Genomic DNA, 22,769 nt, shown 5'->3' with positions numbered 1-22,769 from the left:
GCCTGTTCCGGGTGCGGCATTATCTGAATGATGCGCTGCGCAGCGGAGGCGGCCATATCGGTTACGGAATACGGGAGAAATACAGAGGCAGGGGCTATGCGACAAAGGGCCTGGTGCTGACAATCGAAAAAGCCCGGGATCTGGTAGCAGAGGATGAGCTTTATCTGTCCTTGCACAAGGACAATCCGGCCTCCCTGCGTGTGCAGGAAAAAAACGGCGCATACATCCATCATTCGGATGAAAAAGAATATTATACGAGAATTCCGCTGGAAAAAACGCTGGAAAAAAGCACAAAGGATTGACAAAGCGTTAAAAAAAAAGTATACTAATTAAACCGTGCAGCCGGGGGATTAGCGGTCTCCTGTACCTGAAATCCGCTATAGCAGGGGTGATGTCCGGCCGAGGGCTTGTGCCTGTGTGGCTGCCCTTTATAAGTGGCGTTGAAGTTTGGGTCTTACGCAACGGATGTCTGCGAACCGTGTCAGGTTGGGAACAAAGCAGCACTAAGCAGAATTTTCCGTGTGCCGTGAGGGTGCCTGGCGGAGTTAACTGTAAAGGTAACGCATATGGGTTTGTGTTCGAAGCAGGACGCACGGTCTTTGATTTATATTCTGAATGATTTTTGAAAATGGAAGGTGTTGGATTATTTCGTGGAAATGAGATGGTCCGGCACTTTTTTTGATACGGTACTCGGGGCTATCATGCGGGCAGGTTGTGCCTTCAGGAGAAAGGAGCGGATATGAGGCTGTTTCATGTAAGTGAGGAGAGCGGTATCAGGGTTTTTGAACCGCGGATACCTTTAAGAAAGGATCTGGATCAGACGGTGGGGCTGGTGTGGGCGATTGATGAAAAAAGGCTGCCCAATTTTCTGACGCCCCGGGATTGTCCGAGAGTTACCTATCATGTAGGGGAGAATACGACGGAGGAGGACAGGAAGAGATTTTTTTCCTCCCCGGGGGTTTCTCATGTGGTAATACTGGAGCACAGGTGGTTTCCTGCCATGCTGGATACGGTTCTGCATCTGTATGAATTTAATCCGGGTGAATTTACGCTCCAGGATGATATTGCAGGGTATTATGTTTCCAGTTCGGTTCAGATACCTGTCGCAGAATATGAAATTAAAAATCCCCTTCAGGCGCTGATAGATCGGGGTGTTGAGGTCAGATTTACGGCTCGGTTGTGGGAGGCCGCCGGGGAGGTGAAGGCGTCAACCCTTAACTGGTCGCTCTGCAGAATGGGGTATGCACAGCCGTAGCGGGAGGGAAACAGCCCCCATAATTGATGAAAGCTCTTAAAAAGCGCCCACATCTGCCATATTTTGTGCATTGTTTCTTTCCGTGCGTTTACTTTATAATGAAAAAGGGTAACAGCTCAGCTCTTTCTGAACTGTTAGGAAAAAAGATACTGCCCGGAGCAGATCTTATTACATAAAACGCACAGAAAGGAATAGTACATTGAAAAAAATTATTTTATATTCTCTCATCACATCCATGGTTGTTTCCGCGTTTGCAGGAATTATGGGCCTTTCTGCGCAGGCTGCGCCGGTGAGTGAACCTCTGGAAAAGACGGTTGTGGGCTATTATACCTCCTGGGCTTCGGCTAAGGGCTATACGCCGCTGCACGTTCCGGCACAGAAGCTGACCCACCTGAATTACGCATTTGCCGGAATTGATCCGGCTGCCAACAGCATCGCCCTTGCCAATCCACAAAGGGATCTTAAGAATTTTGAGCAGCTCCGCAGCTTAAAGGCGGCAAATCCCGGACTGAAAACCCTGATATCCGTAGGGGGCTGGGATGATTCTGTTTATTTCAGCGCTGTTGCTGCCACTGAGGAGAGCAGGAACAGCTTCGCCGAAAGCTGCCGGGCCTTTCTTGTGGCCCACGGTTTTGACGGGGTTGATCTGGACTGGGAATATCCGGTGTCCGGCGGAAAGACCGGGAATCTGTCCAGCTCCGGAGATACAGGGAACTTTACGCTGCTTCTTTCCGCAATCCGGCAGAAGCTGAATGAACAGAGCCTGATTGACGGCAAACAATATTATCTGACAATTGCCGGGGCGGCCAATCCCAACTATCTGAAGAAAATTGAAGCGGGCAAGGTGGCGGAGCTGGTGGATCATATTTTTGTTATGACCTATGATATGCATGGGCCGTGGGACAGCCGGTCGGATTTCGGCGCGCCCCTATACAGTCCGTCAGAATACAGCCCCCAGTATAAAAACAGTGTATTTGAGGGGATATCCGCGTACCTGAATGCAGGAATTCCAGCAGGCAAGCTGGTTCTGGGAATCCCTTTTTACGGCTATCTTTATGAGGGTGTTTCGGAAAATAACAACGGCAGGTACAGCGCCTTTTCTTCCGCCCGTGCGGTCACCTACGATGCGGTAAAAAATAATTACCTGAACCGCCCCGGTTTTCGCTCCTTCTATCATGAAGAAGCATTTGTACCATATTTATATGGAAACGCAGCCTTCCTTTCCTACGAGGATACCCGGTCTGTAGGCGCTAAAGTCATGCTGGCCCGGAAACTGGGACTGGCAGGCGCCGGGATCTGGGAGCTGTCGCAGGATACGGGAGGGGAACTGCTGGAGAGCGTTTATGCAGGAGTGAACGGGAAATAATTATCAGGAACTGACAACGGTATATGTTATGTTAAAGCACTTGCAAAACATCGTCCCATTACGTATAGTAAGAAGCAGCAGGAAAGGAACGGACGATGAAAAAAGAGGAAGCGGATTACATAAAAATCATGTCGGACTGTACGCTGTGCCCAAGAAACTGCCATGCCGACAGGCTTGGCGGAAAAACGGGCTATTGCGGGCAGACCGCGGAAATAAAAGCCGCCAGGGCGGCGCTGCATTTTTGGGAGGAGCCGTGTATTTCAGGAGATAACGGTTCAGGTACTGTTTTTTTCAGCGGCTGTGTGCTCCGGTGTGTGTTCTGTCAGAACAGGAATATTGCCGAGAGCAGGGCCGGCAGGGAAATTACGGTGGAAAGGCTTGCGGACATTTTCCTGGAGCTGCAGGAGAAGAAAGCCAATAATATCAATCTGGTGACGCCCACCCATTTCGTCCCCCAGATTGCGTTGGCGCTGGAACGGGCAAAGGAGGCAGGGCTGCGCATCCCGGTGGTTTACAATACCGGAAGCTATGAGAAGGCGGATACGCTGAAACGGATGGACGGCCTGGTGGATATTTATCTGCCGGACATGAAATATGTCTCCCCTGCGCTGGCGCAGAGATATTCACACGCACCCGATTATTTCGAAACGGCCTCCCTGGCGGTGGAGGAAATGGTAAGGCAGGTGGGAGAGCCGGTTTTTGACGGCAATACGGGGCTGATGAAAAAGGGAGTCATTGTGCGGCATCTGGTGCTGCCCGGCTGTACGGCGGATTCCAAAAAGGTGATCCGGTATCTGTATCAGACCTATGGGGACCGCATTTTTATCAGCATTATGAACCAGTATACTCCGATTGGTGAATTTCCGGAGTTCCCGGAGTTGAACAGGCGTGTGAGCAGAAGGGAGTACGACAGGGTGGTGGATTTCGCCCTTGAGCTGGGTGTGGAAAACGGTTTTATCCAGGAAGGGGAAACCGCGGAGGAAAGCTTTATACCGGAGTTTGATGGAGAAGGCCTGTGAGCGTGTCACAGGCCTTTTTTCTAAATGATGGGAATGGCCGGTTTTTAAAGAAAAACATGGAACTTACATGTTATGGTTCAGACAGGGCCGTCCATTTTCTGCGCAGACCGTGAGAAAACGTGCCGGCGGCCTGGAAAAAAGAATTGTATCATGGCTCAGGGTGGGTTATGATGAAGGTATGTAACAACGGAAAAATGCACAGAGAGGAAAAGTCTATGGGGGAAACAAAAGCTTATACATTTAAGGTAAAACCGCAGGAGGATTCCAATATATACAGGCTGATTCAGATTGACAGCGGCAAGACGCTGGATGATCTGCACAGCGCCATACTCCGGGCCTTTGATTTTACGGCAGAGCATCTGTATATGTTCAGCAGAAACAGGAAGCCATATGACAAAGACGGTTACTATTCGCCCTATGATGAAGAAGGAAGAAGGGCGGATCAAGAAACCCTTTCAGGGCTGGGCTGGAAGCTGAAGGAAACCTGGCTTTATTTGTATGATTTCGGCGATGACTGGATGTTTGATGTGACGTTAGTAAAGATGGAGGATACGGAGAAAAAAGCGAGGACGCGCCAGCTGGAAGGAAAAGGCGTACTGGAACAGTACCCTGCTTATGAAGAAGAAGACGGCTGGGATGAAGAGGATGACTGGGAAGACGCTCCGGAGGATTTTGCGGAGGAGGCGGAAGATGCGCCCTTTGAGGATAATATCCTGCGGGATTTTTTCCTTGGAGAGGACTGGGATGAGGAAGACGATCTGGATATCATGTCTCCGGTAGAAGTGCTGCCCACGAACAAAACCATGGAAAAGCTGCTGAAGCAGAAGAGCAAGGAGGAGCTGGAGGCTCTGATGGGCAGGATGGGGATAGCGCTGCCCCCGGTCCCCAAGGGAAAACGCAAGGTCCCTGTTTATGCTGCGGCCCTGGCAGAGGAGCTGAATAAGGATATGGAGCCGTTACTCGGGCTGCTTACCGGAGAAAGCATGGAATTTCTGGTCCGGCTTACGGAGGGAAAGAAGGTTACGTTGGCAGACTGCCTGGGTATGCTGGGGGAACTGGATGTTTATTTTGCCTGCGGGCTTGCGGATTTGGAGGATTTTGATGAGGGAGTTATCAGGCTGACGCCGGAAGCCGGAAAATGTGCGGAAATTTGTTCGCAAAAGGATAGAAGGCAGCAGATCGAAGTGATTGTAAAGCTGGAGTCCAACATGAAAAGGTTCCTGAATATGTATGGGGTGATGGAAGCGGAGAAGCTTCTGCCGCTGCTCAATTCCTATACCGGCTGCAGCATGGAGATGGAAGAGTTCTATGACAAAGTTTTGGTGCCAAATGCTTGTTGGGACAACATCACTGTGCTGAAGATGGAGGGAGATGAAATTATTTATGTCTCCATCCTGGAGGAAGAGGACGCCGAATGGGTGCTGTCGCAGAGAGCGGAATTCGATGAAATTAAGGATTACAGGGAGTTCACCACGCAGGAGAGGAAGGCGCTTGAACAGGGAGGAATTATATCCTTGATTCCATCTATGAAGGAGTTGATGGACTATCTTCTGGATGTAAAAGAAGTGGAAGAAGAGGAATGTATGTTCCTGGTATCCGAGCTTTTGCATGAAGGTATGCTGGGCGTTGATATTGAGAATTTTATCGCTGAGTGCGGAGATATGCTCAGGGATAATGATATCCGGATGACACACAGATTCAGGGAAATGGTGGAAGCGGTGCTGGAGGAATGCCCGTCGGCGGTTCTGAAGGGTTACTCTATGAAGGAATATGGAAAAATGATGGAGGAATAGAGAGCATGACTCGGCATGAGGAAATAATCATGGATGTTTTTCTCTGTACAAGGTTCAATGAACGGGCGGAGCTTGTACAGAGGATGAGAGTAAAAAGGTAATTCCGCCCTCATTGGATTTTGTACTTATAGGAAGAAAAAAACTATAAGGAGAAAAACCAATGAAACAGCTCACAAATAATAAATCGGGATTTACGTACTATATTATATTCTGGCTCAGCCAGTCCGTTTCCCAGCTGGGAAGCGCCATGACGGGTTTTGCCCTGATAATCTGGGCTTACAAACAGACGGATTCCGCAATGGCGGTATCCCTGATGACCTTTTGTTCTTATGTGCCTTACATTCTTGTCAGTCTTTTTGCAGGTTCATTTATTGACCGGCACCGGAAAAAGACGATTATGCTGGCGGCGGATTCCGCCGCGGCTGTGTGCACTGTATTTGTCTGGATGCTGTTGATTAACGGCAGGCTGGATATCCGTTATATTTACGTGGTGAATGCGGTAACAGGCTTTATGAATGCGTTTCAGTTTCCGGCGCAGTCCGTGGCAGTCGGGATGCTGGTGCCCAAGGAGCTGTATGCGAGGGCAAGCGGGATGGATTCCTTTTCTTCCAACCTGCTGACGGTGGTGACACCGGTGCTGGCGGCTTCCGTCAGCTCCTTCTGGGGGTTGGAGGGCGTAATTCTCGCGGATCTTGGTTCTTTTGTTTTTGCGTTCTGTGTCCTGCTCTTTTTCGTCCGGATTCCGGAGGAGTGCAGCAGGGAAAAGAAGAAAGAGAAGCCCTTTGCCGGTCTGAAGGAAGGGATTGGTTTCCTGAAAAAGGAAAAGGGCCTGGGATTTATGATCTTCAGCATGGCGTTGATTAATTTCTTTTCCCGGCTGACCTATGAAAATATTCTGTCGCCCATGCTTCTTGCAAGGAGCGGGGGAAATGAGCAGATTATGGGGCTGGTGAGCAGTGTGATGGGCATGGGAGGGATCGCGGGCGGCCTTTTGGTTGCAACCGGGAAGATAAAGGGAAGACCGGTGAGGATGATCTATCTGTCCGCCGCTTTTTCCTTCCTGTTCGGGGATTTTGGGATCGGCATGGGCAGGGGTGCCTGGAGCTGGTGCCTGGCAGGGCTTGCGGCAAGCGTTCCTATTCCCTTTGTAGCCGCGGGACAGCGTATTATTCTGTATCACCGGGTTCCCCGGGAGATACAGGGAAGAATTTTTGCAGCAAGAAATGCGCTGCAGTATTGCAGCATCCCGGCGGGCCTTCTGCTGGGAGGCTGGCTGGCCGACTATGTATTTGAACCGTTCATGCAGGGGGGATCGGCTGCGGCACAGCTGCTTGGCAGGCTGGTTGGGACAGGGAGCGGAAGCGGAATGGCGCTGATGTTCCTGTGCACCGGCGTGCTTGGAGCAACGTCAAGCCTTTACTGGTATTGCAACAGGGAAATACGGAAGCTGGAGGAAGGGCTGGAGTGACAGCACTTTATAAGATGCAGGGGGAAAACAGTATCTGTTTTCTTCCCTGCTTTTTTTGTATAAAAAAGGGATATTCAATCAATGCGTTTTTGTGTCAGGGTTATATAAGCAGGGAAGGAATTTCAGACAACGTATGGCACTGGCATCTGGCTGAACCATCACCATTTTGGTGTACAAGGATGGTATTCATGCCGGCGGCCTTTCCGCCCTGGATATCAGCGACTGGATTATCTCCAATCATACAACTGTAATCAGGAGAGCCCGCGACATGCAGAGCGTACCGGAAAAGTTCAATCCGGGGCTTTTCATAACCGATGAGGGACGATACAAAATAGCCTGAAATATACGTGGATAATCCCAGTTCCTTTGCTACAGAAGAAAGTTCGGGATAATTATTAGACAAAATATAATTTTTATAGCCCATATCAATGCACCGCTTTAATACAGGGACAGCGTCATCGTAAAGGGTATAGTTTCCGCTGTCCAGTATTTGCTGTCTGAAATGATTATTTATAATCATTTCTTTGGCTTGGGGTACGCCCAATTTTTTATAAAATAAGGAAAACCTGTCATAAAAGGCAGTCCACCACTGTTCTCCGGTTTTATCAGTATATGCAGCTTCGGGTGTATACCAGGAGCATGCCGTCCGCAGGAAGGCTCTGATTTCATCCGGGGAAACCATAAAGTTGTGTTTTGATAGCGCGGTATGCATGGCGTCTAAAAATGATTCGTTGGGATGAATCAGAGTGCCGTCAAAATCCCAGAATAAGGCTTTTTTCATGGAGATACCTCTCATCTTGTATCAGGCTTTGGATGTACTTTAGCTATATTTCCTGTTTCACAAACACCCTGCAGCTGATCCAAAACATCAAGAATGTCCAGATAACCACAAGGAAAGGCGCAATGCACAGGCCTGTAAATGCCAATTTGTCCGTAATTACCACGCCGCCCATGGAAAGCAGCTTAAATACAAGCAGGCCAAGGGTAACAGGAATCAGAAAAGCCACTATAGAAAGGATTCGGGCCTTTTCCGCGCCGAACCTGAAAAGCAGGGGAATGACGATGCTTCCGAAAAAAATTCCCGCGCATATGCCTGCGCCGGCCACGGCAGCAGTAGTGAGCCATTCCGTAGGATCTGCCGGGTGGAAGCTGCCGAGGATAAGCCCGCCGATAATTCCCAGAACCAGGCCGGATACTGCGCCGAAGGCGGTGAAAATAAGGAGGACAATAAACTTGGCGGCAACCAGATCCTGTTTTGTAACAGGCATGACAAGCGCGTATTTTTCCCATTTTGACATGTTATCAAAGGAGAAGGTGGTAATGACCATCATGCTGCAAAGCACACAGGAAGTAGTGATATAGCTGGGCGCTCCGCCCTGGGGGAGCATAATAAAAACGAACATCACCAGGAGCAGCCCAAGCGAGCGCATATTGTGGGTAATATTATAGATATCCTTTAATATCATACTTTTCATTTCACCTGTTCCCCCTTTACATAAAGCAGAAGAATGTCATCAATGGAAGGATTGTCAATTACGATGCTCCGGTAGCGGGACATTGCCTTATTCTTGTCTTCCACGAGTACGTCCCACTGGTAGTCATTTTTACGCCAGGCCAGGATGTCAGCGGGATCCAGCCTGTGAAAATCCTCCGCGCCGCAGCGGAGAATGCCGTAGTTGTAGATCAGCTCGTCCTTGGGCTTGCTGAAAACGATTTTTCCCTGGTGGATAAAGGTGATGTAGTCGGCAACCTTTTCCAGATCCGTTGTGATGTGGGAGGACATCAGGATGGAATGTGTCTCATCCTGGATAAAATCCAGGAAAACATCCAGGATATCGTCGCGCATTACCGGATCCAGTCCGCTGGTGGCTTCGTCCAGGATAAGCAGCTTTGGATGGTGGGAAAGGGCGGCTGCAATGGAAAGCTTCATTTTCATGCCCTTGGAAAAGGTTTTGATTTCCTTGTCTGCAGGTAGCTGGAACTGGTCCAGAAAGCCCTTATAGGCAGCCGGGTCCCACTGGCGGTAAGCGGTAGCAGAGATTTTGCCCACCTTGACGGGGGTGAGGGTTTCATAAAAGTTAATGCCGTCAAACACAACGCCGATATCTTCCTTCAGCTGCCTGGGATTGTGGGAAAGCTCTTTGCCCCAGAATAAAATATTTCCGTCATCCTTCCGGATCAGGTCGAGCACGGCATTGATGGTGGTGCTTTTGCCCGCGCCGTTCTCCCCGATCAGTCCCATGATGGTTCCGCAGGGCAGTGTGAAGGATACATGATCCAGCTTAAAGCCGGGATATTCTTTTGTCAGGCCATTGATTTGTAATGCAGGTTCCATATAAACTCCCGTCCGCGTACTTTAAGACGCAAATATAATCAGGAAGAGACTTTGCCTGCCCGTCCCAGACGGCATGCTGCCACAGAGGGAAGGCCGGTGTCTGCTTTCTGTCTCCTTAAAACAAAGTCAGTTTTCTGTGTCCTCATAGAACAGAGCGATCAGCTCTGTCAGCTTATCCAGGGAAATTCCGCAGCCGCGTGCCATTTCAACGGCCTCCTGCAGATGTTCTTCTATTTTGCGCTGCTGTTCCTCCTGGAACAAATCCCTGTTTGCAGCGGATACGAAGCTGCCGCGTCCGACAGTTGTTTCGATAAATCCGTCTCTCTGCAGATCCTCATAAGCCTTCTGAACAGTGATAACACTGATATGCAGCGATTTTGCCAATGCCCGCATGGAAGGGATCGGCTCCCCTGCCTGCAGCTGGCCGGTGATAATCATTGCCTTTATCTGTGTGGTAATCTGTTCATATATGGGCTTGCTGGAGTTGTTACTGATTATTATTTCCACAAAACCCCTCCGGAGTGTTTTATAGTGTACTTATCGTACAAGTACACTATAAAACACTATATGCGGGATGTCAATAGGGTTTTTACAATATAAGAAGAAAAATAGTATCGCAATATAAACGGGAAAACAGGGTTCCATAGTGTAGACAGAAAAATAATGGTTGCTGTGAGGGTACAGAACAATTTCAAATAATGATATAATAGTAACAATTCAGACGGGATGAAACTGTTATATTTAGTAAAATCATGGCTAAGGGAGAAAAGAAGTGAAAATACACATTATTGGATGCAGCGGAACGGGAAAATCATATCTGGCAAAAAGATTATCTGAAAAGTATAATATCCCGCACTTTGATTTGGATGATATATTCTGGGACAATTCATCCGATAGGTATGGGGTAAAAATGCCTGATGAAAAAAGAAATCTAATGCTGGAAGATATCCTCCGGAAAAATGATTGGATTATAGAAGGCGTGTTTTATGACTGGCTTGATGGCAGCTTCCGTGATGCGGATGTAATTATTCTTTTAGATATTCCGAAAAGAGTTTACCGTTTTCGCATAATCCGCCGTTTTGTTAAGAGAAAGCTTGGAATGGAGCGGGCGAAGAAAGAAACGCTTTCTTCGCTCGTGGCCCTGCTGAAGTGGACAGATAAATTCCAGGATAAAAATCTTCCCCGGATATATGAAAAGTTAGGGAAATATCCGGATAAGACCATAATTTTACACAGCAGGAGAGAAGTGAATGACTATATAAAATAAGCAGATTACGGACTGCAAACTACAACGATAGCATTTTCCCGACATGACAATATAAATGCAGCAGCCTGCGCCATGCCGTTTTTTAATCATCATCTTCCTCCGAAAGCGGCAGGCTGAAAATAAATTCCGTTCCCACGCCCTCGGTACTGATAACATTGATATTTTCATTATGCGCCTGGATAATTTCCCTCGTGATGGAGAGCCCAAGGCCGGTGCCCTTCTTATCCTTGCCCCGGGAAAGATCCGTTTTATAGAAACGGTCCCAGATCAGCTTCAGGCTGTCCTTGGGAATGCCGATGCCACTGTCCTTTACGGAGACGAATACCTTGTTCCTTTTTTCTGTGGTTTCAATCTTGATAACGGAATCGGAATGGGAAAATTTGATGGCATTGTCCATCAGGTTGTAGAGTACCTGCTGTATTTTGCCCATATCCGCGTGCACGGGAAGCTGTTCGCCGGTAAGGACAAGCTCAATGGCGATATGCTTCTGCTGGCAGGTGCCCTCAAAGGAAGCCGCTGTATTGCGGATGATGGAGTTAACATCAAAATCCGATTTTTCCAGAACCATGCCCTTGGTGTTCAGGTTGTTCAGGGTGAGCAGGCTGTTGGTGAGCTTGGTGAGCCGTTCGGTTTCGTTTAGCACGATGTTCAGGTATTTTTCATGAAGCTCAGGCGGGATGGTCCCGTCCAGCATGGCTTCCAGATAACCCTTGATTGAGGTCAGGGGGGAGCGGAAGTCGTGGGAAACATTGGCGATGAATTTTTTCTGGTTGTCCTCTCCGCGGGCGATTTCACTGGCCATGTAGGAAAGGGAGGCGGCCAGGTAGCCGATTTCGTCTTCACTGTCCACCTGGAATTCATAGTGCAGGTTGCCTGCGGCATACTGTTCTGTCGCCTCCGTAATTTTGCGCAGCGGCAGGTAAACCATTTCCGTAAAAAAGATAAGGATGATCAGGGACAGCAGGAACAGGATGACCAGGATAATATAGGAAATACTGAGCAGGCTTTCGCTGGTGGAACGCAGCGAAGCCATGGCGGTATGGATGACCACATAGCCCCGGACCTTGAAATTGGAGGTGATGGGCGCATAAACGCTCAGCATTTCCCCTTCAAAGCTGTCATAAAAGGTTCCGATGGTATAGTAGGAGCCGGCGGTTTCCGTAGCGTTGAAGCCCTCGATGATGCGTGGGTGATCCAAATCCACCGGGGTGGCGGTGTCCATAATCATACGGCCGGAGGGATTGATAATCCATATGGTGGAATCCAGGTAGACGGACAGGGAATCCAGCTGTGTTTTTACCGTTTCCAGGGATGCTTCATTATTGTACAGATCCGATGCGTAGGTGTTGGCAATGAGTGTTGCTTCCTTATACAGCGTATCCGCTTTTTCTCTTTTCATATGCTCCAGGGTCATGCTGGATCCGAAGGAGGCGACGACGATGAAGCCGAAGAAGCCGAAAATCAGATATGCCAGCAGGAATTTTAAATAGAGGGTCTTTCTCATTGGTCCACCTCAGTTTTCATAATGTCATTTCTATTATACAGACCTGGTAATTGTTCAGCAGCCTCGCAATTACCAAACCTTATACTATCTTACCATATTTGCCCTGCCTTGTAATCCCCTTTGCGGGATTTGCGGATTTGCCCTGAATTTGTGGTATTAAAAAGTATTCTATTCTATAATATAGGTATACAAATCAACATCTAAATTGGGGGAGGGAAAAAATGAAAGTCAAATTTCCGGATTACAATAATTGCATTACAAACATCCCAAATTCTATACTGAAATATTTTGGATATGAGGAAGGACGAAAAACAAGCAGTTTGTTAGATTCTTATCTGAAAAAAGAATATGATAATGTCGTTGTACTTTTATTAGATGGCATGGGAAAATGTATAATTGACGGGAACCTGGATAAGGAAGGTTTCTTTCAAAGTCATTTGGAAGCGGTATATAGTTCTACATTTCCGCCGACGACAGTGGCGGCAACGACTTCTATGCTTAGTGGAATGAATCCATGTGAACACGGCTGGCTTGGCTGGGATTGTTATTTCCCGCAGATAAACAAGAATGTAACTGTTTTTTTGAATAAGGAGATGGAAACAGGTCTGTCTGCGGCTGATTATAATGTTGCATTCAGATATTGCGGATATGAAGACATTGTTCAAAAAATCAATAGAATATGCGGGAAAGAAACAGCGCATTACGTTCTTCCTTTTCTTGCTCCATATCCGCGGACATTTGAAGATATCACCAACCGCATTGCTGATTTGTGCAGTCAGCCCGGCAAAAAATTTATCTATAGTTATTGGAGTGAGCCGGATACTACGATGCATAGAAAGGGATGCTATAGCGAAGAATCAAAGCAACTCCTTCAAGATATTGAGTCCAGGGTAGAAAAAATGTGCAGCGGGCTTGATAAAACACTGTTTATAATTACTGCGGATCATGGACATATGGATTCGAAATGTGTTGCAATCGGAGCTTACCCAAAGATTCAGGAATGCCTTGTCAGGTTGCCATCGATTGAACCGAGAGCCTTGAATCTCTTTGTCAGACAGGAGAAAAAAGAACAATTTCTCAGTGAGTTTCAAAAAGAGTTTGGGGAGAAATTTTTATTGATGTCAAAGGAAGAAGTAATTCAAAGGCAATTGTTCGGACCAGATACAGAGCATCCTTCTTTTAGGGACATGTTAGGGGATTACCTTGCGATAGCAGTAAGTGACTTAACCATTTGCTGTACAAAGGAAGAGGCTGATAATTTAATCGGTGTACATGCCGGAATGACAGATGCGGAGATGGAAATTCCGTTGATTATCATTGAGAATTGAACCTTCTCTTAATTGGGGATAAGGAGAGTTAAAGTATGTCTGAAAAACCTGCAATTATTTTTATTACCTGTGATGAAATGCGCTTGGATACGTTAAGCTGCTATGGGGGGACCGCGGTGGATACACCGAACATAGACAGTCTGATGCATCAGGGGACAAAGTATGAAAACTGCTATACGGTGAGCCCGTTGTGCCTGCCTGCGCGCTGTTCCATGCTGACAGGGCTGTATCCGCATAACAGCGGGGCCTACAGCAATTTCCGCAGGTGTCCGCTGAATCAGAACCTGCCGAATATTTTTACGGAGCTGAGGAAGGCGGGATATGCCACCTCGATGATAGGAAAATGCCATTTCGCACCGGTTCCTTATGATGAGACAAAACCGGACCGTACGCTGCCTTATGATGATTTTAAGGAATATTATATGTCGCTTGGCATTGAGCATCTGGAGCTGCAGGATGATAAACAGGTATCGGTCTGGTATTATGACGATTACAGTAAGGAACTGGATCGGGCCGGGTATCTGAAGGAGTATCGTGACTGTACATGGAATGACAGTCTGGGCAAGGTATTTCCTTTTCCGGGACCGGTTCAGTGGCATCCCGACGCTTGGGTGGGCGATCATGGGGCGCGTTTTATAGAAGCGGTTTCTTCCGGGGAAAAGCCGCAGTTTACCTGGATATCCTTCAGCGGGCCGCATTATCCGTTTGATGCGCCGCAGGAGTATTACGGGAGAGTCAATCAGGACGGACTTCCTTCCTGCCGCCGCAGGGAGGGGGAATTGGAGGATGCCGCAAGAATCCATCATGACAGCTACTTCGGCGGCGGGCATATCGACGGATGCGGCACTGCGCCGGGGCACGCCTGCCGGAATTATACGGAGGATTACTGGAAACGGCTGCAGATCAGCTATTACGCCAATATCGCGCTGATTGACGATGAGGTGGGAAAGATATTGGAGGCAGTGAAAAAACGCTACGGCGAAAATGCGCTTGTGATTTTTACCGCCGATCATGGAGAAATGCTGGGAAACCATGGTGTCTGGGGGAAACATGATTGTGCGTATGATGATGTATGGCGGATCCCACTGCTGGTGCGTTTCCCGGGACAGAGTGAGCCTGCTGTCTGCAGGGGGATGGTCAATCTGACGGATATCCTCCCTACGTGCCTGGCGGCCGGGGGCGCGCAGCCTGTTGCGTGTGACGGCCGGGCGCTGCAGGAGAGAACGGAATATCCGGCGTATACCTTCAGCGAATCCGAGGGCTTCTGCGCAGTAACCGATGGCAGCTGCAAATATGTCCATGTGCAAAAAGACGGACATAATCACCGGGAGTTCCTGGATTTGCGCAGTGATCCGGAGGAGTTTGAGAATCAGATGGACAATCCGGAGCTTGACGGGGATAAGGCGCGGCTGATGGAACGAATGATAAGCCATTTTATGCCCCATGTGCTGCCATAAAAACAGCGGTCAAAAACCGGCGGAGGCTGATATGATACTTGTCTGCTTGACAAGAGCCATATCAGCCTCCGCCGGTTTTTGTTATCTTACCTCAAATTTATACCCAATCCCCCAAATCGTAGCGATTCTCCAGGACTCATGGTCCTTTATTTTCTCTCTCAGCCGCTTGATATGTACATCCACGGTACGGGTATCGCCGATGTATTCATAGCCCCATATCTGATCCAGAAGCTGTTCCCTGGTAAAAACATGATTGGGAGAGGAAGCGAGGAAATAAAGAAGCTCCAGCTCCTTAGGCGGCATTTCCACGGATTTTCCCATGTAGATGACGGAATAGTTGGTCTGGTTGATGGTGAGATCCGGGTATTCCACACACTTGATGCCCGTGGGCTCCGCCGCTGCGGGAGCCGCCTTATAACGGCGCAGCACGGCTTTGACGCGGGCCACCAGCTCCTTGGAGTCGAAGGGCTTTTCCATGTAATCGTCGGCGCCCAGCTCCAGCCCCAGCACCTTGTCAAAAATCTCGCCCTTGGCGGAAAGCATGATGATGGGAATATTGGATTTGCTCCGTACCTCGCGGCAAACCTGATAGCCGTCGATGCCAGGGAGCATCAGATCCAGCAGGATCAGGTTGGGGGTAAAGCTGTCCACTGCGGAAAGGGCGGATTCCCCATCCCCCACAATCATGGTTTCAAAGCATTCCTTAGTGAGGTACAAAGAGATCAGCTCCGCAATATTGTTGTCGTCGTCCACAATCAGAATTTTCTGTTTATTTACCATGTGGTTAGTCTCCTTTGCTGTGACAAGTGGGCATGCTTTCACAGGCCCCGGCGGCCGGGCCGCCGGAATCCTTATGAAAGCAGGCTCAGGATTTAAATTCTACTATGGTGACACCTGCGTCTCCTTCGCCGTATTCACCCAGGCGGTAGGATTTCACATATTTCACCCTGCGCAGGTGGTTCTGTACTGCGCTTCTTAACGCGCCCGTCCCCTTGCCGTGTACAATGCGCACACTGGGCAGGTGGGCCAGATAGGCGTCATCCAGATATTTGTCGAGAACGGACATGGCTTCGTCCACTGTTTTGCCCAGAAGGTTGATCTCCGCGGAAACGGAGAGGGATTTGGACATACGGATTTTGCCGGAGCCGGTACGCGCGCCTTTGGCTGTGGTTGCGGCATCTTTTTCCTGGACAAGGACCAGATCGCGTATATTTGTCTGGGTGCGGATAATGCCGCACTGTACGAACAGATTGCCTTTATTGTCGGGAAGCGTGCTCACGGTTCCCTTCAGCCCCATGGATACGATGCGCACGGTTTCACCCAGCTTTAACTGGGAGGGCTTCAGGCCGGCTGTCGCGGGCTGATCGTTTTTAACGGCCAGCTTTTCATTTTTGTCGGAGATTTTCCCGCGCAGCTTTTCCCTTGCTTTTTCCAGATCCTTCATGGAAGCGCCGGGACCGGCCTTCTGGAAGGCGCGGATGGTTTCGTCCGCTGTATTTTTGGCATCCTGGAGGATTTCGCGGGCCTGTTCGTTGGCTTCGCGTAAAATCCGTTCCTTAGCCTGGTCGATTTTTTCCTGTTTGGCTTCCAGCTGCTTCTTCAGCGCTTCTACTTCCCGCTTATAAGCGGCGATTTCCTGCTGTTCCTTCTCTATTGTAACACGGCTTTGCTCCAAATCGGTAAGCAAATCTTCAAAGCTTTTATCCTCCGCGCTGATCTGTGTGCGCGCGGCATCGATAATTTCGTCGGAAAGCCCCAGCCTGGAAGAGATGGCAAAGGCGTTGCTCTTGCCGGGAATGCCGATGAGAAGACGGTAAGTGGGACGCAGGGATTCCACGTCGAACTCGCAGCAGGCGTTTTCCACAAAGGAGGTGGAAAGGGCATAGACCTTCAGCTCGCTGTAGTGGGTGGTGGCCATGGTGCGGATGCCCCTGTCATGCAGGTAATTCAGGATGGCGATAGCAAGCGCCGCTCCCTCGGTAGGGTCGGTGCCGGCGCCCAGCTCATCAAAAAGACAGAGGGAATCGGCGTCTGCATTTTTCAGGATGGAGACGATGGAGGTCATATGAGAGGAGAAGGTACTCAGGCTCTGCTCAATGCTCTGCTCATCCCCGATGTCTGCATAGACCTCATGGAAAATGGAAAGCTCCGAACGGTCCAGGGCGGGAATATGAAGGCCGGCCTGCCCCATCAGGCAGAAAAGCCCCGTTGTTTTCAGGGATACCGTCTTACCGCCGGTATTGGGGCCGGTGATGATGAGCAGGTCATAATCCCTTCCCAGGCGGATATCGATGGGCACCGTGGTTTTTTTATCCAGGAGGGGATGTCTTGCCCCTCTGATATTGATTATGTGTTCGTTGTTAAAGACAGGCTCCGTGGCATTCTGTTCCAGGGCAAGGGATGCCTTGGCAAAAACAAAGTCCAGGCGCGTAAGGATTTTCTGGTTTTCCGCAATATCCTCTGCGTGGTCGGCAACCTGGGCGCTGAGAGCGGCCAGAACCTTTTCTATTTCTTCCTGTTCTTTGATTTCTAGCTCGCGCATCTGGTTGTTCAGGTTAACCACCGCAGCGGGCTCAATGAAAAGGGTGCTTCCGGTGGAGGACTGATCGTGGATCATGCCCGGCACCTGGCTCCGGTATTCAGCCTTGACCGGGATACAGTAGCGTCCGTTTCTGGAAGTAATCAGGGCATCCTGCAGGTAGGAATGCAGGGAGCCGTTAACCATGCCGGACAGCTGGGAATGGATGCGGTCCGTGGTAACCGCCATGCTGCGGCGCACATGCTTCAGGCCGGGGCTGGCGTCGTCGCTGATTTCCTCTTCGGAAAGGATGCAGCGGTAGATTTCGTTGGAAACAAGGGTCAGCGGTTCGATGCCCTGAAAAAGAGGGGTGAGGGAATCCTCCTCCATGTCCTCCCTTTCCTGGCGTCCGTAGGCCTTAACCCGTCCTGCATTCTCCAATAGCCCTGCGATGCGCAGAAGCTCCGGCGCGGACAACGTAGCGCCGATTTCCAGGGATTTCAGGCTCATGCCCAGCTCCCGGTTGTTGCCGAAGGAGATGCTGCCTTTTTTGAAAAGACGGGTGAGGGCGTCTCCTGTTTCCCTCTGGGCGGCACGGATGTCGTCCAGCTCCGTCATAGGTGTCAGCTCGCGGCAAAGCTTGCGTCCCGGGTCGGAGGTCGCATGCTCGGTGAGGCGGGCGATAATTTTGTTATATTCAAGCGTCTTTAATACTTTTGCGTTCATTTTCTGGTAATATTACTCCTTTTTCATGAAAGAGGGCAGCGGCGGGTCATCGCTGCCGATAGTAGGTATGCATTGGCAATGGTGCCTTGTGGGAACCGGTATGGCGCAGCCCTGCTGTCTGCGGCATTTAACGGGTTACCGACATTATAGCATGGCGGGAGGCGAGATCCAATAGCGGAAAAGTGCGGAATGAAGGAAAAAGAATTGTCTTTATTAACCGTGAAACTGCATTTTAGATTCAGATATGGCGAAAGGAATGTATTTTAGTGTGAAAATGCAGAAATAAGTAACTGTGAGGGGGCTGGGAAACTGTGCATGAAAGTGGTCCGAGCCAATGGGAATGTAAAACGGAGGAGGGGTTCGGATGTTGTTAACAAAAATATATCCTTGGGTTTATCAAAAGGAGTGGTACGTTTTCTTTTAAGAAAGCTAATTGGAGGACAAAATTGGTCTTTTTAGGATAAATGTAACAATAATAATATTTATCTTTTATAATGATATAAAAGCGTGAAATATAGGGGGACATAATGGATGATATAAAAATATCTAATAGCATTTACCTATCAGCAGCCACTTTAGAAATAATAATAATACTTTTATTAAAAGCTAATTCCTCAATCGCATATTATCATGGATTAGTCTGGTGTCTGCCAATAGCGTTAATTTCAATATCAGTTTATAGGTGCATAAAGAAATATTTATAAAATATTCTATTATACAGCAGGTATAGAAATTTATTATAAAACTACGGATTGAAAAGATTAATGAACAAGAGGTGCCGCAGTTTTTTATGAAGTTATTTTTTATTATGATGGAGAAACTAATGAGAATAAAAAAGATAATAGTATCCGTATTCACTGTAATGTTATTGGGAGTAGCAATGTCTATTCCTGTATCCGCAGCAAAAACGCCGCCGTGTCCTAATTTTGGGTACGTAGATATTCTTGTAAATGATGAGTTAGGGCTAATTATTGAAACAAGGACAGCTGCTGTTGACGGAAGGCCTGTGGGCACAGCATTTGAAGCAGAAACCTGTTATTCGCAGGCGTTTATAAATACTCCAACAATACCGGAACAGGAAACATTAAGGACGTTCACTCATAGCATATATGATCAAAATCATCAGAAGATTGCAGCAGTGTGTTCAACATTGCGCAGCGTTAATTCTCAGGTGGATTCATGGGCACAGATTCTGGATATTTCGGCTAGTGCTGACAAATCCGCAGAGGCAGATTATCAGATTACCTTTGATATTTCAAAAAAAGGGGTGGACGGGTATTTATACATCTATTTTGATGGAGCACCTGCCGGTACAATGCATTATAAAATCTTCACGGAGGGAACAAAGGAAAATCCCTGATAATTAATTTCCATACGCCAGTGACAGAGGCTGCCGTTTAACGATTAAAAAATTGTTAAGACGGCGGCCTTTTTCCGCAACAGTGCAGACAGTCCTGAACTGTTGCCTTTTTTTGCTTTTTGCGACCAAAAAGCTGCATTTTAGGGTCAGATGTAACAAATATGATGCATTTTACTGATAAAATGTAGAAAACTATAATCGCGAAAGCGCCGGACAGCTGTGAAAAGGAGCGGTACGGCGCAGATACAGACCGCAAAAGAGGGGGAAGAGAATTTGATAAGGATAGCCCTGGTAGATGATGATACTAATTTTCATATTATATGCAGCAGATATGTGAGAGAGTTTTTCCATGCAAATAACAGAATGCATGAGCTGCGGCTTTATAGCAGCCCGGAAATGGTAATATATGATTTAAAAGAGGGAAGGGATTCGGACGTTTATTTTCTGGATGTGGAAATGCCGGGAATGAACGGCTTTGAACTGGCGGAGAAAATACGGGAGCATTCCCCGGAGGCCTGCCTTATTTTTCTGACCTCCCATACGGAGCTGGCAATGGAGGGCTATGAGGTAAAGGCGTTTGCCTACCTGCCAAAGAGCCTGGCCGGGGAAAAAATCAGGCCTGCTCTGCAGCGTTTCCTGGATGAATATAAAAAGAAGAAAAAGAAAGCCTATTTGATAGAGACGCCCTCCAGATTCGAACGTGTAGAGTATGATGAGATTATCTATCTGTACAGAGAGAAAAAGTATACCGTCCTCGTACTGCAGGACAGGCAGGTACATGTGAGAAAACCGCTTCGGGTAGTTTGTGAGGAACTGGATTCGGAAAATTTTATGTTTATTGAAAGGGGATTTGTTGTTAATATAGAACATATACTCAGGCTGGCGGATCGGGATCTTACCATGAGAAACGGTGATGTGCTGCCTGTGGGGAGAACCTATTTGAAAACGGTGAAGAGGATGCTTCTTCATTTTTGGAAGGACAGGATATAAGGGTTATGATAGGAATGAGGCTTGCACAGTGGCTGCTTACTGCCGCTGAAATGTGCGGTGTGTTTTATATTTTTCTTATGTTTTTTGAGAGACGCAGCGAGAAAATGTGGAACAGCGTGCTGCTTGGCATAATGATAGTGGTATTGTCGGGACTGACGGTATGGCAGCGGGAGGATACCGCCATGTATTCCCGTTATTTTATGCTTGCATGTATCCTGGCAGTAACGATTGCGGCGCTGGCTTTTTTCAGGACGGGATTCTGGAAGGGGTTACTGGCGACGGCACTGTATTTTGAGACGGTTTATTTCCTGGATGTATTATCCGGTTACCTGGGGCAGCTGGCGACAGGGGATGAGGATTTTGTCGCCGTTATCCAGAAAGTCCTGAACCCGGAGAGACTGTTTGTGATGACGGTGAGCAGGCTGCTGGTGCTGGGGGCTGTGCTGGCAGCCGTCCATTATAAAGGGATTGTCAGGAATATATTTGTGCGGTACAAGCTGGTGGTCGCTGTGTTTGTTTTGTTGGAGCATATCGGACTGCTTTATTGCGATCAGGTTTTCTATTCTTCTGTAGTGAAAAAGAGGCGGATTGATATTTATTTTGTGTTTTTCCCTTTACTGATTTTGTTTGTTCTTATTCTGACGATTGTTTTTATTCTGTATATGGAAAAGAAGAATGAACTGGAGAATTTCAGTATCCGGAACGAGATGGCGGAGAAAAGCTATCAGGAAATGATCGTGCTTTATCAGCAGAGGGATCGGATTTATCATGACATGAAAAACCACATTGCCGTGCTTTCGGCACTGATGGAAGACGCTGATCCGGAGCCGGCAAGGCAGTATATCAGCAAGATTCAGAAACCGATCAGGGAGCTGGAGCAGAAAAGATATACGGCCAGCCGTATTGTGAATATTATTATGAATGACAAGGTGAGAAGGGCGGAAGCGGCAGGCATCAGCCTGCATGTGAAGGCGCTTGAGGTGGGACGGAATGCTGTGGAGGATATGGACTGGTGTACGATTCTGGCTAATCTGCTGGACAATGCCATTGAGGCGTGCGAAAAGATCCCGGAGGAAGAGCGGAGGATAGATTTCTATCTGGTTCAGAAGGACAGCATAATCATCCTGAAGATATCCAATCCCTACAGCCGCGGTATTCAGGCGGAGGGGGACAGGCTGCGGAGCCGGAAAAGAAATAAAGCGCTGCATGGGATTGGGCTGGAGAGCGTCAGAAATTCGGTGGAGAAGTATAATGGGACGTTTGAATTCTCTTATGAAGGGGAGGTGTTCAGGGTTAGTGTAATGTTGTTTGTGTGAAGGTAATTTCAGGAATCAGAATTTTGTGCAGATATCAGAATCTGCTGTAATGCCATTATATATGCTTCAAATTGATTAAAACCGAATGGGGTAATTGTATAAGTAGTTTTTGTCTTTTTATTCAGGATTACTTTTTCAGAACAAATATAATTCCAGTCTTCCAGCTTTGAAAGCTGGACACTTAGATTGCCGCGGGTAGCCTGTGTTAGTTCCAGAAGTTCTATGAAAGAACGTGAGGAGGTGAGCAGGCTGCTTATTATTTTAAGACGCAGAGAGGAGCAAAAAGCTTCCGGGATTTCATTTATTTTCATGAGTTTTCTCTCTTAAAAAAAGACCTAATAGAATATAGCCGATACAAATGGCAAAAAAGTAATAAATACTGACAAAATTCAGGGATGCATTTTCTGAGGCTGGTAGGTGTAGAGGAATACCTGAATTGGTGAAGCAGGTAATAAGCAGCAGGTAGGCGAAGAGCAGGAAAACAGAAACCAGCCTGAGAAATTTTCTGCCGATAATATAGGAAGAAATAATCAGAAAAATGGAAAACAGCAGTACTTCAGAAAACTGTTGAATTTGAAACAATATAGGTAGTTGTGCGGAATTGCTTTTGTGATACATATATTTTTCAATAATTTCAACTGCTATAGTTAACGCAGGGATTGCTATGACGAAAATACCCCAGGTATTGAGCAGACCCAAATAATATTTGTTGGTATAATTCCTTTCGGAACGATATATTAAAAGGTAGCCGACAAAAAGGAGTAAAGTTAGTATGGGAGCTGCAATTACATAAATATTAATAAGTGTTGGATGAAATACGGAAATAAGACCTGCAAAAAACAATAGTGTGTAATAGCATCCAAGCATAAAACAGATAGAATATACTCCGTGGTAATTTGTTTTGGTATTTTCCAGAGTATTCTTTATGAGGGTGAGATCGTCTATTGCTGATATGATTTTTTCTTCCATGCACGGCCTCCTTTTCTTTTATGGTTTATATTATAAACTGGTTTGCAAAAAAGTCAATATATAACTATTTAGTGCCTGCTGATTAAGCCAGTTTTATT

21 protein-coding genes and 1 other RNA gene are annotated in these 22,769 nt (G+C 47.7%); 13 read left to right on the top strand and 9 right to left on the bottom strand.

All coding sequences use genetic code 11. The features are described from left to right. Positions 1-11: 11 nt before the first annotated feature. The 7 genes from HMPREF1548_RS12700 to HMPREF1548_RS12675 all read left to right on the top strand — a co-directional run bounded on the left by HMPREF1548_RS12700 (position 12) and on the right by HMPREF1548_RS12675 (position 6,901). Positions 12-302, top strand: coding sequence for a GNAT family N-acetyltransferase (locus HMPREF1548_RS12700; protein WP_021636579.1), 291 nt, complete (start codon positions 12-14; stop codon positions 300-302). Positions 303-334: 32 nt separating this feature from the next. Then, positions 335-596: signal recognition particle sRNA large type (gene ffs / locus HMPREF1548_RS28980), an RNA gene on the top strand. A 143-nt stretch (positions 597-739) separates the two neighbouring features. Then, positions 740-1,255: a DUF6886 family protein gene (locus HMPREF1548_RS12695; protein ID WP_021636578.1), complete on the top strand. Its 516-nt coding sequence runs from the start codon at positions 740-742 to the stop codon at positions 1,253-1,255. Positions 1,256-1,454: 199 nt separating this feature from the next. After that, positions 1,455-2,621, top strand: coding sequence for a glycoside hydrolase family 18 protein (locus HMPREF1548_RS12690; protein ID WP_051358386.1), 1,167 nt, complete (start codon positions 1,455-1,457; stop codon positions 2,619-2,621). A 95-nt stretch (positions 2,622-2,716) separates the two neighbouring features. Further along, positions 2,717-3,640 (top strand): radical SAM protein, encoded by a 924-nt coding sequence (locus HMPREF1548_RS12685; protein WP_021636575.1) that lies wholly within the window; start codon positions 2,717-2,719, stop codon positions 3,638-3,640. Between the two features lie 215 nt (positions 3,641-3,855). Next, on the top strand, positions 3,856-5,433 hold the full coding sequence (locus HMPREF1548_RS12680; RefSeq protein ID WP_055725897.1) for an IS1096 element passenger TnpR family protein: 1,578 nt from the start codon (positions 3,856-3,858) through the stop codon (positions 5,431-5,433). Positions 5,434-5,593: 160 nt separating this feature from the next. After that, positions 5,594-6,901 carry an MFS transporter gene (locus tag HMPREF1548_RS12675; protein ID WP_021636572.1) on the top strand — a complete coding sequence of 436 codons (1,308 nt, stop codon included), beginning with the start codon at positions 5,594-5,596 and terminating at the stop codon, positions 6,899-6,901. Positions 6,902-7,001: 100 nt separating this feature from the next. On the opposite strand, the gene HMPREF1548_RS12670 is transcribed toward HMPREF1548_RS12675, so the two are convergent. The 4 genes from HMPREF1548_RS12670 to HMPREF1548_RS12655 form a co-directional block, all read right to left on the bottom strand. Further along, entirely contained in the window at positions 7,002-7,682 is a 681-nt protein-coding gene (locus HMPREF1548_RS12670) for an HAD family hydrolase (RefSeq protein WP_055725896.1), read from the bottom strand. A 43-nt stretch (positions 7,683-7,725) separates the two neighbouring features. Beyond that, the gene (locus tag HMPREF1548_RS12665) at positions 7,726-8,376 is read right to left on the bottom strand and encodes an ABC-2 transporter permease (protein WP_021636570.1); all 651 of its coding nucleotides are present in this window, start codon (positions 8,374-8,376) and stop codon (positions 7,726-7,728) included. Continuing rightward, positions 8,373-9,236: an ABC transporter ATP-binding protein gene (locus HMPREF1548_RS12660; protein WP_021636569.1), complete on the bottom strand. Its 864-nt coding sequence runs from the start codon at positions 9,234-9,236 to the stop codon at positions 8,373-8,375. The genes HMPREF1548_RS12665 and HMPREF1548_RS12660 overlap by 4 nt, the downstream gene beginning before the upstream one ends. 126 nt (positions 9,237-9,362) lie before the next feature. Continuing rightward, positions 9,363-9,743 carry a GntR family transcriptional regulator gene (locus HMPREF1548_RS12655; RefSeq protein WP_021636568.1) on the bottom strand — a complete coding sequence of 127 codons (381 nt, stop codon included), beginning with the start codon at positions 9,741-9,743 and terminating at the stop codon, positions 9,363-9,365. Positions 9,744-10,008: 265 nt separating this feature from the next. On the opposite strand from HMPREF1548_RS12655, the gene HMPREF1548_RS12650 reads away from it, so the two are divergent. Further along, the gene (locus HMPREF1548_RS12650) at positions 10,009-10,503 is read left to right on the top strand and encodes an AAA family ATPase (protein ID WP_021636567.1); all 495 of its coding nucleotides are present in this window, start codon (positions 10,009-10,011) and stop codon (positions 10,501-10,503) included. Positions 10,504-10,585: 82 nt separating this feature from the next. On the opposite strand, the gene HMPREF1548_RS12645 is transcribed toward HMPREF1548_RS12650, so the two are convergent. Beyond that, positions 10,586-12,007, bottom strand: coding sequence for a sensor histidine kinase (locus HMPREF1548_RS12645; RefSeq protein WP_021636566.1), 1,422 nt, complete (start codon positions 12,005-12,007; stop codon positions 10,586-10,588). A 221-nt stretch (positions 12,008-12,228) separates the two neighbouring features. Between HMPREF1548_RS12645 and HMPREF1548_RS12640 the strand changes: the two genes are divergently transcribed. Continuing rightward, positions 12,229-13,335, top strand: a complete 1,107-nt coding sequence (locus HMPREF1548_RS12640; protein ID WP_021636565.1) for an alkaline phosphatase family protein — start codon at positions 12,229-12,231, stop codon at positions 13,333-13,335. Between the two features lie 35 nt (positions 13,336-13,370). Continuing rightward, positions 13,371-14,792 (top strand): sulfatase family protein, encoded by a 1,422-nt coding sequence (locus tag HMPREF1548_RS12635; protein WP_021636564.1) that lies wholly within the window; start codon positions 13,371-13,373, stop codon positions 14,790-14,792. An 81-nt stretch (positions 14,793-14,873) separates the two neighbouring features. Here HMPREF1548_RS12635 and HMPREF1548_RS12630 read toward each other — a convergent pair whose 3' ends face one another. Continuing rightward, a complete protein-coding gene (locus tag HMPREF1548_RS12630; protein ID WP_021636563.1) occupies positions 14,874-15,572 on the bottom strand; it encodes a response regulator in 699 nt (232 codons plus the stop codon). Between the two features lie 85 nt (positions 15,573-15,657). After that, entirely contained in the window at positions 15,658-18,036 is a 2,379-nt protein-coding gene (locus tag HMPREF1548_RS12625; protein WP_021636562.1) for an endonuclease MutS2, read from the bottom strand. 823 nt (positions 18,037-18,859) lie between these two features. Between HMPREF1548_RS12625 and HMPREF1548_RS12620 the strand changes: the two genes are divergently transcribed. The 3 genes from HMPREF1548_RS12620 to HMPREF1548_RS12610 all read left to right on the top strand — a co-directional run bounded on the left by HMPREF1548_RS12620 (position 18,860) and on the right by HMPREF1548_RS12610 (position 21,702). Further along, entirely contained in the window at positions 18,860-19,396 is a 537-nt protein-coding gene (locus tag HMPREF1548_RS12620) for a hypothetical protein (RefSeq protein WP_035321977.1), read from the top strand. A 273-nt stretch (positions 19,397-19,669) separates the two neighbouring features. Continuing rightward, positions 19,670-20,386 (top strand): LytR/AlgR family response regulator transcription factor, encoded by a 717-nt coding sequence (locus HMPREF1548_RS12615; protein ID WP_083492981.1) that lies wholly within the window; start codon positions 19,670-19,672, stop codon positions 20,384-20,386. Positions 20,387-20,391: 5 nt separating this feature from the next. Further along, positions 20,392-21,702: a GHKL domain-containing protein gene (locus HMPREF1548_RS12610; RefSeq protein WP_021636556.1), complete on the top strand. Its 1,311-nt coding sequence runs from the start codon at positions 20,392-20,394 to the stop codon at positions 21,700-21,702. An 8-nt stretch (positions 21,703-21,710) separates the two neighbouring features. Here HMPREF1548_RS12610 and HMPREF1548_RS12605 read toward each other — a convergent pair whose 3' ends face one another. Next, on the bottom strand, positions 21,711-22,013 hold the full coding sequence (locus HMPREF1548_RS12605) for a transcriptional regulator (protein ID WP_021636555.1): 303 nt from the start codon (positions 22,011-22,013) through the stop codon (positions 21,711-21,713). Further along, a complete protein-coding gene (locus tag HMPREF1548_RS12600) occupies positions 22,000-22,671 on the bottom strand; it encodes a hypothetical protein (protein WP_021636554.1) in 672 nt (223 codons plus the stop codon). Before HMPREF1548_RS12600 ends, HMPREF1548_RS12605 begins: the two co-directional genes overlap by 14 nt. Positions 22,672-22,769 lie beyond the last annotated feature (98 nt).

It is taken from the genome of Clostridium sp. KLE 1755 (genome assembly GCF_000466465.2).
GTDB classification, from domain to species: Bacteria; Bacillota; Clostridia; order Lachnospirales; family Lachnospiraceae; genus Eisenbergiella; species Eisenbergiella porci.
The sequence above is the reverse complement of the archived record's forward strand: the minus strand, read 5'-3'. Positions and strand labels throughout refer to the sequence as shown.

Coding starts and splice junctions, on each gene's coding strand:
- HMPREF1548_RS12660 (WP_021636569.1), bottom strand. CDS start 9,236: ATGGAACCTGCATTACAAATCAATGGCCTGACAAAAGAATATCCCGGC.
- HMPREF1548_RS12640 (WP_021636565.1), top strand. CDS start 12,229: ATGAAAGTCAAATTTCCGGATTACAATAATTGCATTACAAACATCCCA.
- HMPREF1548_RS12635 (WP_021636564.1), top strand. CDS start 13,371: ATGTCTGAAAAACCTGCAATTATTTTTATTACCTGTGATGAAATGCGC.
- HMPREF1548_RS12680 (WP_055725897.1), top strand. CDS start 3,856: ATGGGGGAAACAAAAGCTTATACATTTAAGGTAAAACCGCAGGAGGAT.
- HMPREF1548_RS12600 (WP_021636554.1), bottom strand. CDS start 22,671: ATGGAAGAAAAAATCATATCAGCAATAGACGATCTCACCCTCATAAAG.
- HMPREF1548_RS12675 (WP_021636572.1), top strand. CDS start 5,594: ATGAAACAGCTCACAAATAATAAATCGGGATTTACGTACTATATTATA.
- HMPREF1548_RS12605 (WP_021636555.1), bottom strand. CDS start 22,013: ATGAAAATAAATGAAATCCCGGAAGCTTTTTGCTCCTCTCTGCGTCTT.
- HMPREF1548_RS12665 (WP_021636570.1), bottom strand. CDS start 8,376: ATGAAAAGTATGATATTAAAGGATATCTATAATATTACCCACAATATG.
- HMPREF1548_RS12695 (WP_021636578.1), top strand. CDS start 740: ATGAGGCTGTTTCATGTAAGTGAGGAGAGCGGTATCAGGGTTTTTGAA.
- HMPREF1548_RS12645 (WP_021636566.1), bottom strand. CDS start 12,007: ATGAGAAAGACCCTCTATTTAAAATTCCTGCTGGCATATCTGATTTTC.
- HMPREF1548_RS12670 (WP_055725896.1), bottom strand. CDS start 7,682: ATGAAAAAAGCCTTATTCTGGGATTTTGACGGCACTCTGATTCATCCC.
- HMPREF1548_RS12610 (WP_021636556.1), top strand. CDS start 20,392: ATGATAGGAATGAGGCTTGCACAGTGGCTGCTTACTGCCGCTGAAATG.
- HMPREF1548_RS12620 (WP_035321977.1), top strand. CDS start 18,860: ATGAGAATAAAAAAGATAATAGTATCCGTATTCACTGTAATGTTATTG.
- HMPREF1548_RS12685 (WP_021636575.1), top strand. CDS start 2,717: ATGAAAAAAGAGGAAGCGGATTACATAAAAATCATGTCGGACTGTACG.
- HMPREF1548_RS12630 (WP_021636563.1), bottom strand. CDS start 15,572: ATGGTAAATAAACAGAAAATTCTGATTGTGGACGACGACAACAATATT.
- HMPREF1548_RS12625 (WP_021636562.1), bottom strand. CDS start 18,036: ATGAACGCAAAAGTATTAAAGACGCTTGAATATAACAAAATTATCGCC.